Below are 13,903 nucleotides of genomic sequence, written 5' to 3' on the forward strand. Positions count from 1 at the left end.
GGCAGGCTTGTGGGGTTTTGATGCCAGAGTTTTGCCCTCTAGCAATGCTGCTGTGAGGGGGGTGTTGGTATTATCGTTGATGGGCCATGCGGCGTTAAACCTCCCCTATACCGGCCAATATGGCCAACATTGTAAAAAGGCGGCTCATAGCGAGCTGCTTTTTCGCATAAATAAGGGGAGCATGTAATAAATCATATCAAAGAGATAGGATTTTTCCATAATTAAAGAAGTTACAATTCAATCAAAATTTATTGACGTGTAATTTTTACCATCTATTGTTGGCCGCGCCTGATAGAGAGGGTATTGATTCGTCTCTTTATCTTAATTCTTTGTTAGTAAGTTAAATATTTAGGGATGGCTTTATGGCGAAGTACTGTGGATTGCATCGTAGATCTCCGTTTTTTCTGCGGACTGTATCCGATTGTTTTCCGCTTAGAGCTTCTGCTCGATGTGTAATTCTTATGGCGGGGGTTTCCACCCTGTCACTTGTGGGGTCCTCTGTATATGCGGCGGAGGGTAATGTTGAAACTTATACACCAGCCCAAGGCGAGACGCAGACTGTAACGTCTCCTATCACTGATAAGGCGGATGCGCCTGTTACTCTCGTGCAGAATGGTGCAGGTACGACTATATTGTCGGCTGTTAATAGCTATACGGGGAATACAAATATCGAGCAGGGGACTCTTGCTCTATCGGGGGAGGGGAGTATTGCCCATTCTAGCGGGGTAGCTATGAGTGGTGGCAGTACATTTGATATTTCGCAAGCGCAAGGCCCTGTAAATATTACGAGCCTTGGTGGAGACTGGGGAAGCACGGCAGGTACAACGGTTGATATTGGTGCTAATACATTAAATATTACATCAACTGATGCTACAATTCAAACCAATGTTAAAGGTAATGGTGGTACGCTTGTAATTAGTGGAACAAAAGAAGGATTTGGCGGGAATATTGAAGGAAATATTAGTTTAATAGCCAAGGCTAAATATGTTGATGTTTATAATGGGGCTTCATATACGGGGGAGACGCGTGTCCAGAACGGTGGTTCTTTAAATGTTTATGGTAATATAACGGGAACATCTCATGTAACGGTTGAGAGCGGTGGCCTTTTGCAGGGTACGGGGAGTATTGGCTCTGCGGGGCATGATATAGATGTAGAGTCTGGTGGTACTATTGCTCCAGCTATACCTGGTAACCCACGTAGTTATTTAACGGTTACAGGTAATTTAAATATGAATGGAAATTCTAGTTTTCTTAATATAGGTGATAATGGCTCTGGAAAGCAGGGCAGTGGTGTTATTAACGTTACTGAAAATCTTAATTTAAATGGTACTATTTATGTAGCTCCGCTTCAAACGCAATTGGGGTCGGGTATTCGTACGCTGTATAATTATGGTGGAAATCTTAATATAGGGCAGAATACTGTATTGGCTGTAAATGGTGAGGGGGCACGACCTGATTTAAGTGCTCTTCAGACGGGGCAGCATCAAGTTAATTTTATCCAAACCAACGCTGAAGATAAGCTTACTTTCTGGGACGGCTCCCATGTGAGTTCAACAGGTCAAGTTGAGGGAGGAGATGGCGTATGGAAGCAAGGAGAGGGTGCCCCAACAAATTGGACGACAATTCAGGGGACAAATAATGCCGCGTGGAATGAAAATAGCTATGCTATTTTTGAGCATAATGGCGGTAATATTACAGTAGATGGAACGGTAAAAGTTGCGGGTATGCAATTTGCGCCAGAAGGTAATGGACAGGGTGGAAGTCAATCTACTTATCATGTGTTGTCCAAAGGTGATGATAGTCTTATTGTTTTAAATGGGAACCAGTATAACAATAATATATTCTCTATCACTAATCAGGGTAGTGTAAGTGATGAGCAGAAAACAGGTCTCCTCTTTAATAAAACGGGGTCTGCTTCGATTATTCGTGTAGGGAATGGAACGTCTTTTGGTGATGGTCAAACGGCTATTATTGATACAAATATTACAGATGATCCCAATAATTCTACAACTCTTGTAAAAACAGATACGGGAACACTCATTTTAAACGGCAATAATAGCTATACGGGTGGGACAGCTATTAATAATGGTATCCTTCAAATTGCCTCTGATCAAAGCTTGGGGCAGCAGGGTACATCTATTGATATTGATGGTGGTATATTAAAACTTGGCGCTGATATTACGAACGAGGTGGGGCGGACAATTATTCTTGGCCCGTCTAATCATTCAGGTCATAATGAAAATACATATGGTGGCTATCGTTATGGTATTGATCTTAATGGTCATACCTATGATACCAATGCACCTATTATTGGTCCAGGAAGTATTTTTATATCCAATAGTAATGATGGAAATTCAGTTATTAATTTAAATAAGGATAATACCTATACAGGAGATACGTATATTGTGGGGCCTGGTACATGGCGCACGCCTAATGTCACGGTAAATGCGAATGATGCTACGCCTTTTGGGTTGTCGGATGCGACAACACAAGGAGGGAATGTTTTTATCAGTAACTCCACAGTGAATATGAATGGTGTGCCTAGTGATGGTGGTCAAGCATCAGCTACATTAGGTCATCATACGGTGACTGTTGATGGTGGTTACCTTAATTTATATAATAAAAGTACAGCTGATAGTGCTAATATATTTAATAAGGCAAATTATGGTCATGATTCTCAAGTTAATTTTTATAACAATACGGGGGCAGGCCATGCATCGATATCGAACATATATAATGCATCATTGAACTTTTATGACAATAGTTCTGCTGAAAATTCAACAATAATAAATAAAGGAACAAATATAACTACATTCCATAATAATAGTACAGCAGGCAATGCAACAATAAGCAATGATGAGGATAACTCTACGCTGACTTTCACAGATAATAGCACTGCTGGATCCTCTACGATCAAGAATGCTGGTAATTTATCTTTCTCTAATAACACGACGGCTGATACGGCTAGTGTTGTCAATCAGCAGAGAGGTAAAATAGATATTTCCAAGATGGATACAAATGGCCTTTCTATTGGGTCTCTTTCTGGTGAGGGGGGGACTGTATCGTTAGGAGGTAAGACGTTAACGCTCGGTGGTCTTAATAAAAATGATGTACTTGGTGCGGTCATAAAAGATGGTGGGGCGAGTAATGATACAGGCGGGAGCCTCGTTAAAATAGGAACGGGGACACAAACTCTGACAGGGGCTAATACGTATACAGGCCATACGATTATTGAAAATGGTACATTAGCCTTGGCTGGTAGTGGGAGTATTGCGCCTTCATCCTATGTGGATGTTAAGAAGGAGGCACAATTTGATATTAGCCAAGCGAGTAGTACGCCATTATCTGTGACGGACCTGCGTGGTGATGGGACAGTGGCATTAGGTGGGAATAGTTTGACGCTCACAGATGCTGATTCACAGAATGATTATAATGGCACCATCGCTGGGAGTGGTGGGTTGACCATCGCCGCTGGCACCAAGACTCTCACCGGTCAAAATAGCTTCACGGGTGCTACGACCGTGGCAAAAGGAGCGGGATTGAACGTGAATGGTGGTGCATTAGCTGGTGTGTTGGCTAATAGTGGCACCTCTAGTGTGACGAATGGGGCTCATGTAGCGTCTGTTACCAATGATGGCAGCATGACAGTAGATAAGGCGACTGTCCAAGGTACATTGACCAATGATGGTAATTTTACTGTTGGAACAGATGGTGCCCAATTGGGGTCCTTGGCTGGCAAGGGCGATGGGACGTTAGAGGGGGGTCTTACCCTAACGAACGCTAAGGATAGTTATAGTGGCTCACTTTCTGGCACAGCTGGAGTGAATATTACTGGTGGGACAGAAACATTGACCGGCCAGAACCGTTTCACAGGGGCTACGAGCGTGGCCAAAGGGGCGGGGTTGGATCTAAATAGCGGTACATTGGCAGGGACGTTAGTTAACGATGGTACGTCCAACCTTACTAACGGAGCTACTGTAGCCTCTGCCACCAATAATGGGAGCATGACGTTAAATAAAGCTATTATCCAAGGCAGGTTGATTAATAATAATGATCTTACAGTTGCAGGGGATTCCCAAGCGCAATCGTTGTCTGGAGCGGGACGGGGGACGTTGAATGGCATTTTAACACTTACTAATGCACAGGATATGTATAGTGGTTCCTTATCCGGTAATGGTGGGATAGTCGTTGCAAAAGGGCACGAGGTCTTAACGGGTATGAATGATTATTCTGGCCCGACAATGGTTCCCGATGGAGCAACGCTGGAAGTAAATGGCGCAACTGGGAACGGGTTGTTGACCGTTCAGCAAGATGGTCTGTTACGTGGTGTGGGGAGTGTTGGCGAGACGCATGTTGAGAGTGGCGGCGTTATTGCACCGGGGATCTCGACGCAGAGTGGCCTGGGGACGCTTCACGTCACGGGTGATGTGAGCATGGCGAAAGGCTCTATCCTTCGCATCAATGGTACAAGCGATGTGACAGGCCAGAGCCTGACCACGGCAAAGGGGGATGGGTATAACGAACTAACCTCTGACCGTCTGGCTGTTACGGGCAAGGCAAACTTAGCGGGCGGAACGTTAGACCTCATTGTTAAGAATGCGGGAGAAGGTTTAGCCTATGGCGAGGCCTATCGTGTTCTGACAGCCACACAAGGGGTGAGCGGTCAATTTAGTGGGCTGACGACTAATCTCGCTGCACAATATGCGTATCTGGACCCGACCCTTGCTTATAGTGCTGATGCGGTCGATATTGTGTTGAAGCGCAATAGCACTGGCTTTGGTGATATTGGCGGGACGCGTAATGAGGTGACGGCTGGCCAAGGGGTAAGCCATGTTGGGACAGGGAGTGGGCTGGTGACAGCCTTAACGGGCCTGACCAAAGACCAAGCCCGCCGCGCGCTTGATAACCTCTCGGGTGAGTTACATGCCTCCATCCGCACAGCGTTAATCCAGGATAGCTTCTATCTTCGCAATGCTGTGATTAACCGTCTCGCCAATGCAGATTGTGATTATGGCCGTAATGGGCAGAGTGTTTATGACCTTAAAACCCATCAAAAGAATGGGGCTTGCTACTCTGATCATGCTGTCCTCTGGGGCCAAGCTTATGGGGGCTTAGGCCATAATAGCGGGGATGGTAATGCCGCGCTGATGCACCATAACACGGCAGGCTTTATCGTAGGGGCGGATGCACCCATCAACCATAGTCATTGGCGTGTTGGTGGGCTGCTCTCCTATGGGCATTCTCAATTTAATGTTGAGCGTGGGCGGTCCTCCTCTGGTAACAGCAATAACATCTCTGTTGGGGCCTATGCGGGGACGCATTGGGGGCGGCTGAACCTTCGTTTAGGGGCCGATTATAGCTGGAATGTGATTAACACGCGCCGTCAAATTGCCGTTGGGGATTATGGCAGCCGTGTGCGGAGCAGCTATCTGGGCGGTACAGCGCAAGCCTATGCGGAGCTTGGCTATAAGCTGCGCGCAGGCCGTACAGTGGTCGAGCCCTTTATGAATGTGGCTTACGTCAATATGCAGACGAACAGCTTCCGTGAGCATGGCAATGATGCGGCCTTACGCAGCCGGGGGACGGATCAGGGTGTGACCTTCTCCACCTTTGGCTTCCGTGCGGCAACGCGGTTGAATATTGGTAAGGCTGTTTTTATGCCGCATATTATGGGTGCGTATCGTCATGGGTTTGGGCGTCTGCGGCCTGGGCTGCATGAGGGCTTTGTTGCTGGTGGTGGAACGAACACGATGGATGTTGCTGGTGTTCTGCTTTCTAGCAATGCCGCTGTGACGGATGCGGGTATTACCGCGAAGGTGACGGACCGTGTGGGGGTAGACCTCTCCTATATCGGTCAATATGGCAACCACTCCATCGAGAGTGGTGCCACAGGCAGTGTGAATGTGAGCTTCTGAGGGGTATATCTTTATGTAGGGGAGGCGGGGCTTAATGAGGCCTCGCCTTTTTACATGCTGAATCCCTTAGAAGTTTTGTACATCTTTCGGGCGGAAGAACGTTACCCCGATGCTCATCATCGTACCAGCGAGCACGCATATGGTTGCAGCGATGGGCAGCCCCGCCACGAGAGGCCCAAGAGCGGGTACAATGCGACCTGCTAAGCCTTGTCCTAATGAGCCAACAGCATAGCTTGTGCCCATCCCCGCGCTGCGGCGTTCATTAGGGAAGCGTTGGGAGAGGTAATGTGGCACAAGGGCATAAACGCCTGATGCGGCTGCCCCGATGAGGAAGGCTGATGCCAGCAAAATGGCCCATGGTCCTGCATTGAGGAAGGGGATGATTAAAAGTATGACGGTTAGGAGGGCAAGGCGCATGATGCGGGCCTCCCCAAAGCGTGCAGCTAAAGCCCCGCATAGGATTTTCCCACTAAAAGAGCCGAGGCAATAAAGTGCTACGGGCCAGAAGATAAGCTGGGGGCTTAGATGGTGATGCTCCCGCAAAATCGTGGGGTAGAATGTGTATAATGCTGCTTTTTGGAACTCTAGGAAGCACATAAAGGCCACAGCTTGAAAAGCAGCTCCGTTCCAGAAGGCACGTATGATATGCCATAGGCTGGGGCCTTTCTCGGCGGTTGGGGAGGTATGTGTTGCGTGCTTCTTCTTTTCTTGCGTGGCGAGCCAGAGGGGGCTTTCTGCCACTCCAAGGCGAATAAAGATGACGAGTAAAGCCGGGAGTAAGCCGATAAAGAATATAAGCCGCCAGCTATAATGTGGCAGAATTAAAGCCTGCGCCCCTGCTGCGGCCATATAGCCGATTTCATAACCGGACATCATTGTAGCAGAGGCTAAGGGGCGGAGCGGGGCGGGTACGCTCTCCATTAAGAGTGTGGCGGAGGCGGTCCATTCTCCCCCAAAGCCAATGCCGAAAAGGAATTGAATGATGATGAGGCTGAGGAGATGATGCGTTGTGCCGGTTAACGCGGCGAACAGGGCAAAGAAAAGGACGCCTAATGTAAAGGCTGGTTTGCGTCCGAAGCGGTCTGAGAGCCATCCCCACCCTGTGTTGCCAACAGCGCGCCCCAGAGCTTGCGCTAAAAAGACGCTGCCTAACATCGCCAATGAACAGCCGAAATCCTTTGCAATATCGGGGAGGGTAAACATGAGGGCGGTTTGGTCAAACGCATCCAAAAACCAGCCGCTAAAGGCAGCCAGTGTGACCTGCCAGTAAGGCAGTAAAGCAGCAAAACGGGGATGTTCATTTTGGTGAGATGAGGCGGAAACAGGCAAAAGAGAGGCCCTCCGGCAAGCAGGCCCCATAGGGGCAGGATGAATGTTATTAGCTATAAAGGAATGGAGAGGAAAATAGTAGTTTAATAGTCCTATTTTAAAGATTCTGTAATTATGTTTTCGCCTATAACAGTGTTTAAGCCTTGCTTTCTGGGGAGTGAGACCTAAAGTGAGGCCCGCAAGGAGAACTATTTATGGATTACGATACCCTATTTCAAACCGCATTAGATGGCCTGCGTGCTGATGGTAGCTACCGTTATTTTGCGGAGTTAGAGCGTCATGCGGGTAAGTTTCCCAAGGCATTTCATCACGGTGTTGGGCGTGATGTGACGGTATGGTGCTCTAACGATTATTTGGGGATGGGGCAACATCCTGATGTTATAGCGGCGATTCATAAATCATTGGATGAAAGCGGGGCTGGCGCGGGGGGAACGCGTAATATCTCTGGCACTAATCATTACCATGTTAGTTTGGAGAGAGAGCTTGCGTCTCTCCATGGTAAGGAGAGTGCGTTATTATTTAACTCAGGCTATTTATCAAATTGGGTTACATTAGGAACATTAGCGGCACGTTTACCGGGCTGTGTGGTGATTTCTGACGAATTGAACCATGCGTCCATGATTGAGGGGATTCGTCACTCCCGTGCGGAGAAGCGCATCTTCAAGCATAATGACCTACAAGATTTAGAAGCGAAGCTAAAAGAGTTTCCGCTTGAGACGCCCAAGATTGTGGCTTTTGAATCAGTCTATTCCATGAATGGCGATATCGCTCCGATTGAGGAGATTTGCGATATTGCTGACCGCTATAATGCGATGACCTATCTTGATGAGGTCCATGCGGTTGGGATGTATGGCCCTCAAGGGGGTGGTGTCGCGCAGGAGCGTGGGTTGGAGCATCGCCTGACAGTGATTGAAGGCACATTAGGCAAGGCTTATGGCGTGGTGGGGGGCTATATTGCAGCCTCGGCGGCGTTATGCGACTTTGTGCGCTCTTTTGGTTCTGGCTTTATTTTCTCGACCTCTTTGCCACCGATGATTGCCGCGGGGGTTCTGGCGAGTGTGCGGCATTTGCGCCATAGCGATGCCGAACGTAAGGGGCAGAAAGCCGCCGTAGCCTCTTTGCGGAAGAAGCTAGAGGCAGTGAAACTCCCTTATATGCCCGCGCAATCGCATATTACGCCGGTGATGGTGGGGGATGCGGCTTTGTGCCGTGAGGTGACAGACCGGCTCTTAAAAGAGCATGGTCATTACCTTCAGCCGATTAATTACCCGACTGTCCCGCGCGGCACGGAGCGTTTGCGCCTTACGCCGGGGCCGCTGCATACAGAGGCAGATTTAGACTCTTTGGTCCGTGCGTTGGATCATGTATGGCAGGAGCTTAACCTCCCGCGGGCAGGGGCTTAAAATCCCCCCACAATTTGGAAGTCGCAGAACGTCCCACGGCGATTTGCGAGCTCTGTTGTATGGATGCGGCGCAGGCGTATCCCGGCATCGACTGTAAGGTTGATGTGCCTATTGAGGCTACCGGTGAGGTCTGCGCCAATGCTGGCGAGGCTAGCTGCGCGTGGCCCTGTGCCGACATGGCGGACTTGGCGGTTATCTGCCCAATCCCAAAAGATACCCAGCTTATTGCTATCTGGCTGTCCTGCTGTGGGGATATGGGCGAGTTTGAGGAGAGAGAGGGCGGGGGTGAATATCTCCTCGCTTACAGCATTGCCGTTACTGCCGAAGGATGTATTGGCAAAATAACCGCGTGCATTGCCCATTCCCCCAATCATGAGCTGCTCACTATAGAGTAGATTTTTGCTCGCACGTTGGAAGGTTACCTTCGTGGTGGAGGAAAACCCGTAAGGAAGATTTTGTGTGCGGGTGAGCATGAGGCGGTCATAAACATAATTCGGGCTGGATTTCGGGAAGATGCCCTCATAAGCGCGGCGTGTATCATTGGGGAGTAGGCCGCCGGGACCGTAAAAGAATTGGTTATTAATTTGCGTCTGCCCCCATGCGTCTTGGAGGGAGCCTGTATAGCCTACCACAAATTGCGCTGTATCGGCCTCGGAGAGGGTGATGGTCCGTGCATGGTAGAATTGGTCGGAATGGGTATTCTTCCAATCAAACCCAACTTGAATCATGCCATCAAGGCCAGCATTACGGCCTAGGGCGATATGGTCGAACATATGGAGCCAGCGTAGGGAGACTTGCCCGCTCTGACCACGGTTGATGAGGTCGCGCGTGTTGCTGGTGGGGTGAGAGAGGGCGTAATTGCCAAAGATTTGGAGCGCATTATGCCCAAAAAGAGGGATGGTCCAACTGCCTGTATGGTTGTCAAAGCGATTCATAAAAGTGCGGTTGAATTGATAGGTCAGGATGTGCCCCAGCCCAAAAGCGTTTCCCCATGAGGCTCCCGTGTACCAGTTAAACCGCCCTAAGGAGCGGTCGGCCTGATTATTCATGGCGGCATAAGCATAAACGGGGAAGCGGTCTGTGATATTAATATCCACATCCGTACTGCCGGGGTGCGTACCGGGGCGGTAGATGAGGTCTGCCGTGTGAAAAGGATTAAGGTTAAGCCAGTCTAGCTCCGTCTGAAGGGAGGTGAGGGCCATGGTTTGGTTGGGGCTGAGTGTGCTGGTCTGCCGGATTTGCCAAGCAGGCGTCCAGCGGTTGCCATGCACCGTGATGCGCTCCAAATGGTATTCGGAAATATCAATATGCAGCACACCATTATGCACGCGCTGCGGCGGAACCGTTACGCTGATAAAGGGGCGGTCATGTTGGCGATAAAAGACGGCAATCGCCCCTGTAAGTTCGTGCATTTTCTGGAAGGTAAGGGGTTTGCCTATATAAGGCAGGATGATTTTATAAAGCCCCGGTGCGTGGCTAAGCCTTAGCCCGGCTGAGGAAATGGGCTGTTGGTCCAGTTGGCTGCCAGTTTGACCTGCAGGTTGGAGGACCACAGCTTGGAGATGCGGTAACGCTACATCATTAGCCATATGGGGGGCTGGGTTTGGTCCGGCAGGGCCTTGGGGAATGGGCTCTGTTACAGGCGGGGATGTGTTGGGGGTGTTATCGCCTGATGCTGTACCTTGGACATTAGCAGAGGGCCCGCCGATTGTATGGCGATTAAAAAGGCCAAATGGTTCTGGCAAAGCGGTGATGGGCACACCGGCTTGTGTGGTGGCAGGGGGAACACCTTGGGCAAGGGCTTGTGCAGGAATGAGGAGCAAGCCCAATAAAGCAGACCATGACCATATGCGCCACTCTTTCAAGGCCCGTTGTGATGTGGAAGGAGCGGGCATCACGGAGAGGCGGGGCCAGCGAGTGCGTTATTGCTTAAGTCAATATCCCCATCAGGTAAGCGTTGTGCTGTATTGACGGGGACCTCATGAGAGCGATTACCCGCTAGAGTAAAGGCGTTGCCATCGGCACTGGCAAGGCTGGTGGCGGCATCTAATGTTAAGGCGCGGTCGCTTGGATGGGAGCGCGTGCATGGCTCTGGCAGAATATAAATGCCGGTAGGACCAAAAGAGGCATTGAGTGTTGCCCGACGTGTTGTGGGGGGATGGGGGCTGGATGTTGCGAGGATAGGTTGTTCACTCACCCCAATGGTTACGGTCTCAAACCCTTTTCCACGCCGACCGGTGCCAAATTGATAATGGGAATGTGGGGCATTAGCCGCTTGGCTGGTAGGGAGGCGGGCCGTACCGGGGGTTTGGCAACCACCGGGAGGGACAATTAACCCATTGGGCGCAGTAACAGTGCCATCGGCAGCGATATGGTAGAGGTCGCCTGTAATGCTGGTTTGTTTTTTAAGCGGTGAGTGAGCATTGCCGACAACGCTATCAAGCATTGTATTGGCTGTTGTGGCACTACGCGCGCCGGGGGAGTAGCCTGCAACAGGTGTAGCCTGCCCCCATGCGTGATGAGGGGAGAGAAGGCCACAAACAAGGACTATCGCTTGAACGCAGCGTACCGGGAGGGTTGTGGATGATACATCCATAAAAACCGGACCCCATATGGTAAAAGACGATGCCAGTCGCTCACGCAGGGGAGATATAAAAGATTTTAGAGTGAGAGAAAAGGCCTTTGGCAGGTTTTGGCGGCGTTTGACCTTTCTTAAGCTATAATCGGGTAGAGTAGGGGCGTATTGAGATAAAATGATGCTTGAGGAAGGGATATAACATTCTTGTGTGCTTTCTTTCCTTTTGCAGGACGCTATAAGCCCGTTATAATGGCCTTGAGATGAAAAAACCCACAAAACATAACGCTGCTAAGGAACGCGCAGAACTTAAGGCTGGGCAGGAGTGTAAAGCCTTTGCTGAGCAGGCAACTGACTGCTTGCTGGATTACCTTTATGGGGACCCGGAAGCATTGGTTGATGATAGCGCGCTCTTCCTCCAAGAGATACAAAAAATATGGCATCAGCATGGCATAAGCGAGGTTGCTATATGGCAGGAGCTAACAGAGCGGCTCGACCTCTCGGCAGATTTACTTAAGCGTGGCATAAGGGCTCGTAAGGGAGGGCGATATCGCTCTACTAAACTGCCTTGATGTTTTTAAGTAGTTTGAGCGGGGGCTAAGGGGTTATATGACAGGCCTGCATGGGACGTTTTTGGAGCATTTAGGCCCGATGGATTGGGGGATTCTCAGTCTTATCGGGCTTTCGACTGTGTGGGGGCTGATACGCGGCGTCTCTCGTGAGAGTGGGGCCTTGCTTGTTTGGGTTGGGAGTGTGTGGGTTGTTAGCCGGGTAGGTGGAGCTGTACTGGCAAAGCTTGGCCCGTTGATCGTACCCTCCCTCCAAGGGACGCCATTGCTTTACTGGGGGGGGCGGTTGGTCCTCTTTGTACTGGTGTTGATTGTGCTTAACCTTATAACAGGACAGTTAGCGCGCGCGCTTCGGGTTGTTCTCTCTGGCTCGTTGGATGCTCTTTTGGGGGCGGGCTTTGGTGTGGTGCGTGGTTATGTGGTTTTAGTGTTGCTTTTTTGCGCAGGGGGCTATCTTGCTCAAGATTGGCTGGAAACTGCGATGAAAGGGAGCATTTTCTCCCCTTATATCGTGCGAGGCGTTGCTTTTTTGCAGGGGTATGTGCCTCTTTCCTGGTCGGAACATCTTGCCTTTATGGCTCCGAATAGCCATTGAAGGGGCAGCGTTTCATGCGCTGCTGTGCCACTCGATAAGAGCGAGAGTCGCTCGTCAGGTTTGCTCTGTCTATGTCTTTTCCTGAATCGTCCAGTCGTCCCTATGAGGAATGTGGTGTTTTTGGTGTGTGGGGGGTGCCAAATGCGGCCGCTCTGACAGCCCTAGGCCTGCATGCTTTGCAGCATCGTGGTCAGGAGGCGGCGGGGATTGTCAGTTTTGATGGCGAGGCTTTCCACCAGCATAAGGCTCTTGGGTTGGTGGGGGATGTGTTTGGTAATCAAGCCGTTATAGAAGGTTTACCCGGCGAGGCAGCGATTGGCCATAACCGCTACGGCACAACGGGCGGGACGCATGTACGCAATGTTCAGCCTATTTATGCCGATTACGCCTTTGGGGGGTTGGCTGTTGCTCATAATGGCAATTTGACCAACGCTGCGACCTTGCGCCAAGCTTTGGTAAAGCGTGGCTGTATCTTCCATTCTACGATGGATACAGAGGTCATTGTTCATCTCATTGCGATTTCTCTCTATGATACGGTTATTGACCGTCTGATGGATGCTGCGAAGCAGATTAAAGGGGCCTATTCTCTCATTACCTTAACGCCTGATAACGGCATGATGGGGATGCGCGACCCGCTTGGCGTGCGGCCGTTAGTGTTAGGGCGGATGCCTGGTTATGAGAAGAAAGCGGGCGGTTGGATATTAGCCAGCGAGACATGTGCGCTGGATATCATCGGTGCGGATTATGTCCGCGATATTGAGCCGGGTGAGATTGTTGTCATCAATGCTGAAGGGGTAAAGTCGCTTTGGCCCTTTGGGGATGTCGGGCGGCGTTTTTGCATCTTTGAGTATATTTATTTTGCCCGGCCTGATTCTGTGCTGGAGGGTCAGTCCGTCTATGAAGTGCGGACGCGCATTGGGGGAGAATTAGCGCGGGAGAGCGGGGTGGAGGCGGATGTCGTCGTGCCTGTGCCGGATTCCGGTGTGCCATCGGCCATTGGTTATGCGCATGAAAGTGGCCTACCTTACGAGATGGGCATTGTGCGGAACCATTATGTAGGGCGCACCTTTATTCAGCCGACAGACCAAGTGCGTAATCTCGGTGTGAAGATGAAACATTCCGCCAATAAAGCGGTGCTGGAAGGACGGCGCGTTATTTTGGTGGATGATTCGATCGTACGGGGAACGACCTCGCGTAAGATTGTCGATATGGTGCGCGCTGCTGGGGCGAAGGAGGTGCATATGCGCATCACCTCCCCCCCGACAAAGCATCCGTGTTTTTATGGGATTGATACTCCCTCGGAGAAGCATTTGTTAGCAGCGCGGCATTCGTTAGAAGAAATGTGTAAGGCCATCAATGCTGACAGCCTTGCTTTTATTAGTTTTGATGGTTTGTACCGTGCTCTTGGTCACCAAGGCCGCCCTGTGGCTAACCATACGAATTGCGATGCGTGTTTCTCTGGTGATTATCCTATTAGCTTGGTGGATAAAGAGGGCAAACTCATCCAGCAATGAGCT

General features: G+C 50.2%; 8 protein-coding genes. 5 read left to right on the plus strand and 3 right to left on the minus strand.

Annotated elements, in window-relative coordinates; translation table 11 throughout:
- Window positions 1–488: 488 nt before the first annotated feature.
- Window positions 489–5,915: an autotransporter domain-containing protein gene (locus tag NQF64_RS00435; protein ID WP_266106126.1), complete on the plus strand. Its 5,427-nt coding sequence runs from the start codon at window positions 489–491 to the stop codon at window positions 5,913–5,915.
- Window positions 5,916–5,981: 66 nt separating this feature from the next.
- Here NQF64_RS00435 and NQF64_RS00440 read toward each other — a convergent pair whose 3' ends face one another.
- Window positions 5,982–7,244, minus strand: a complete 1,263-nt coding sequence (locus NQF64_RS00440) for an MFS transporter (protein WP_266106127.1) — start codon at window positions 7,242–7,244, stop codon at window positions 5,982–5,984.
- Window positions 7,245–7,438: 194 nt separating this feature from the next.
- Here NQF64_RS00440 and hemA point away from each other — a divergent pair, with 194 nt between their 5' ends.
- The gene (gene hemA, locus NQF64_RS00445) at window positions 7,439–8,647 is read left to right on the plus strand and encodes a 5-aminolevulinate synthase (RefSeq protein WP_266106128.1); all 1,209 of its coding nucleotides are present in this window, start codon (window positions 7,439–7,441) and stop codon (window positions 8,645–8,647) included.
- On the opposite strand, the gene NQF64_RS00450 is transcribed toward hemA, so the two are convergent.
- Both NQF64_RS00450 and NQF64_RS00455 read right to left on the minus strand, forming a co-directional pair.
- Window positions 8,644–10,542 carry a ShlB/FhaC/HecB family hemolysin secretion/activation protein gene (locus NQF64_RS00450; protein ID WP_266106129.1) on the minus strand — a complete coding sequence of 633 codons (1,899 nt, stop codon included), beginning with the start codon at window positions 10,540–10,542 and terminating at the stop codon, window positions 8,644–8,646. The two genes, hemA and NQF64_RS00450, sit on opposite strands and share 4 nt — an antisense overlap.
- On the minus strand, window positions 10,542–11,243 hold the full coding sequence (locus NQF64_RS00455) for a hypothetical protein (RefSeq protein WP_266106130.1): 702 nt from the start codon (window positions 11,241–11,243) through the stop codon (window positions 10,542–10,544). The genes NQF64_RS00450 and NQF64_RS00455 overlap by 1 nt, the downstream gene beginning before the upstream one ends.
- Before the next feature lie 242 nt (window positions 11,244–11,485).
- Between NQF64_RS00455 and NQF64_RS00460 the strand changes: the two genes are divergently transcribed.
- The 3 genes from NQF64_RS00460 to purF all read left to right on the plus strand — a co-directional run bounded on the left by NQF64_RS00460 (window position 11,486) and on the right by purF (window position 13,900).
- A complete protein-coding gene (locus NQF64_RS00460; protein ID WP_099026243.1) occupies window positions 11,486–11,794 on the plus strand; it encodes a hypothetical protein in 309 nt (102 codons plus the stop codon).
- 37 nt (window positions 11,795–11,831) lie between these two features.
- Window positions 11,832–12,386, plus strand: a complete 555-nt coding sequence (locus NQF64_RS00465) for a CvpA family protein (protein ID WP_099026242.1) — start codon at window positions 11,832–11,834, stop codon at window positions 12,384–12,386.
- A gap of 71 nt (window positions 12,387–12,457) precedes the next feature.
- Window positions 12,458–13,900 carry an amidophosphoribosyltransferase gene (purF, locus tag NQF64_RS00470; protein ID WP_099026241.1) on the plus strand — a complete coding sequence of 481 codons (1,443 nt, stop codon included), beginning with the start codon at window positions 12,458–12,460 and terminating at the stop codon, window positions 13,898–13,900.
- Window positions 13,901–13,903 lie beyond the last annotated feature (3 nt).

The sequence above is a fragment of the Bombella saccharophila genome, assembly GCF_026385475.1.
Taxonomy (GTDB): Bacteria; Pseudomonadota; Alphaproteobacteria; order Acetobacterales; family Acetobacteraceae; genus Bombella; species Bombella saccharophila.

Coding starts and splice junctions, on each gene's coding strand:
- hemA (WP_266106128.1), top strand. CDS start 7,439: ATGGATTACGATACCCTATTTCAAACCGCATTAGATGGCCTGCGTGCT.
- NQF64_RS00455 (WP_266106130.1), bottom strand. CDS start 11,243: ATGGATGTATCATCCACAACCCTCCCGGTACGCTGCGTTCAAGCGATA.
- NQF64_RS00450 (WP_266106129.1), bottom strand. CDS start 10,542: ATGCCCGCTCCTTCCACATCACAACGGGCCTTGAAAGAGTGGCGCATA.
- NQF64_RS00460 (WP_099026243.1), top strand. CDS start 11,486: ATGAAAAAACCCACAAAACATAACGCTGCTAAGGAACGCGCAGAACTT.
- purF (WP_099026241.1), top strand. CDS start 12,458: ATGTCTTTTCCTGAATCGTCCAGTCGTCCCTATGAGGAATGTGGTGTT.
- NQF64_RS00465 (WP_099026242.1), top strand. CDS start 11,832: ATGACAGGCCTGCATGGGACGTTTTTGGAGCATTTAGGCCCGATGGAT.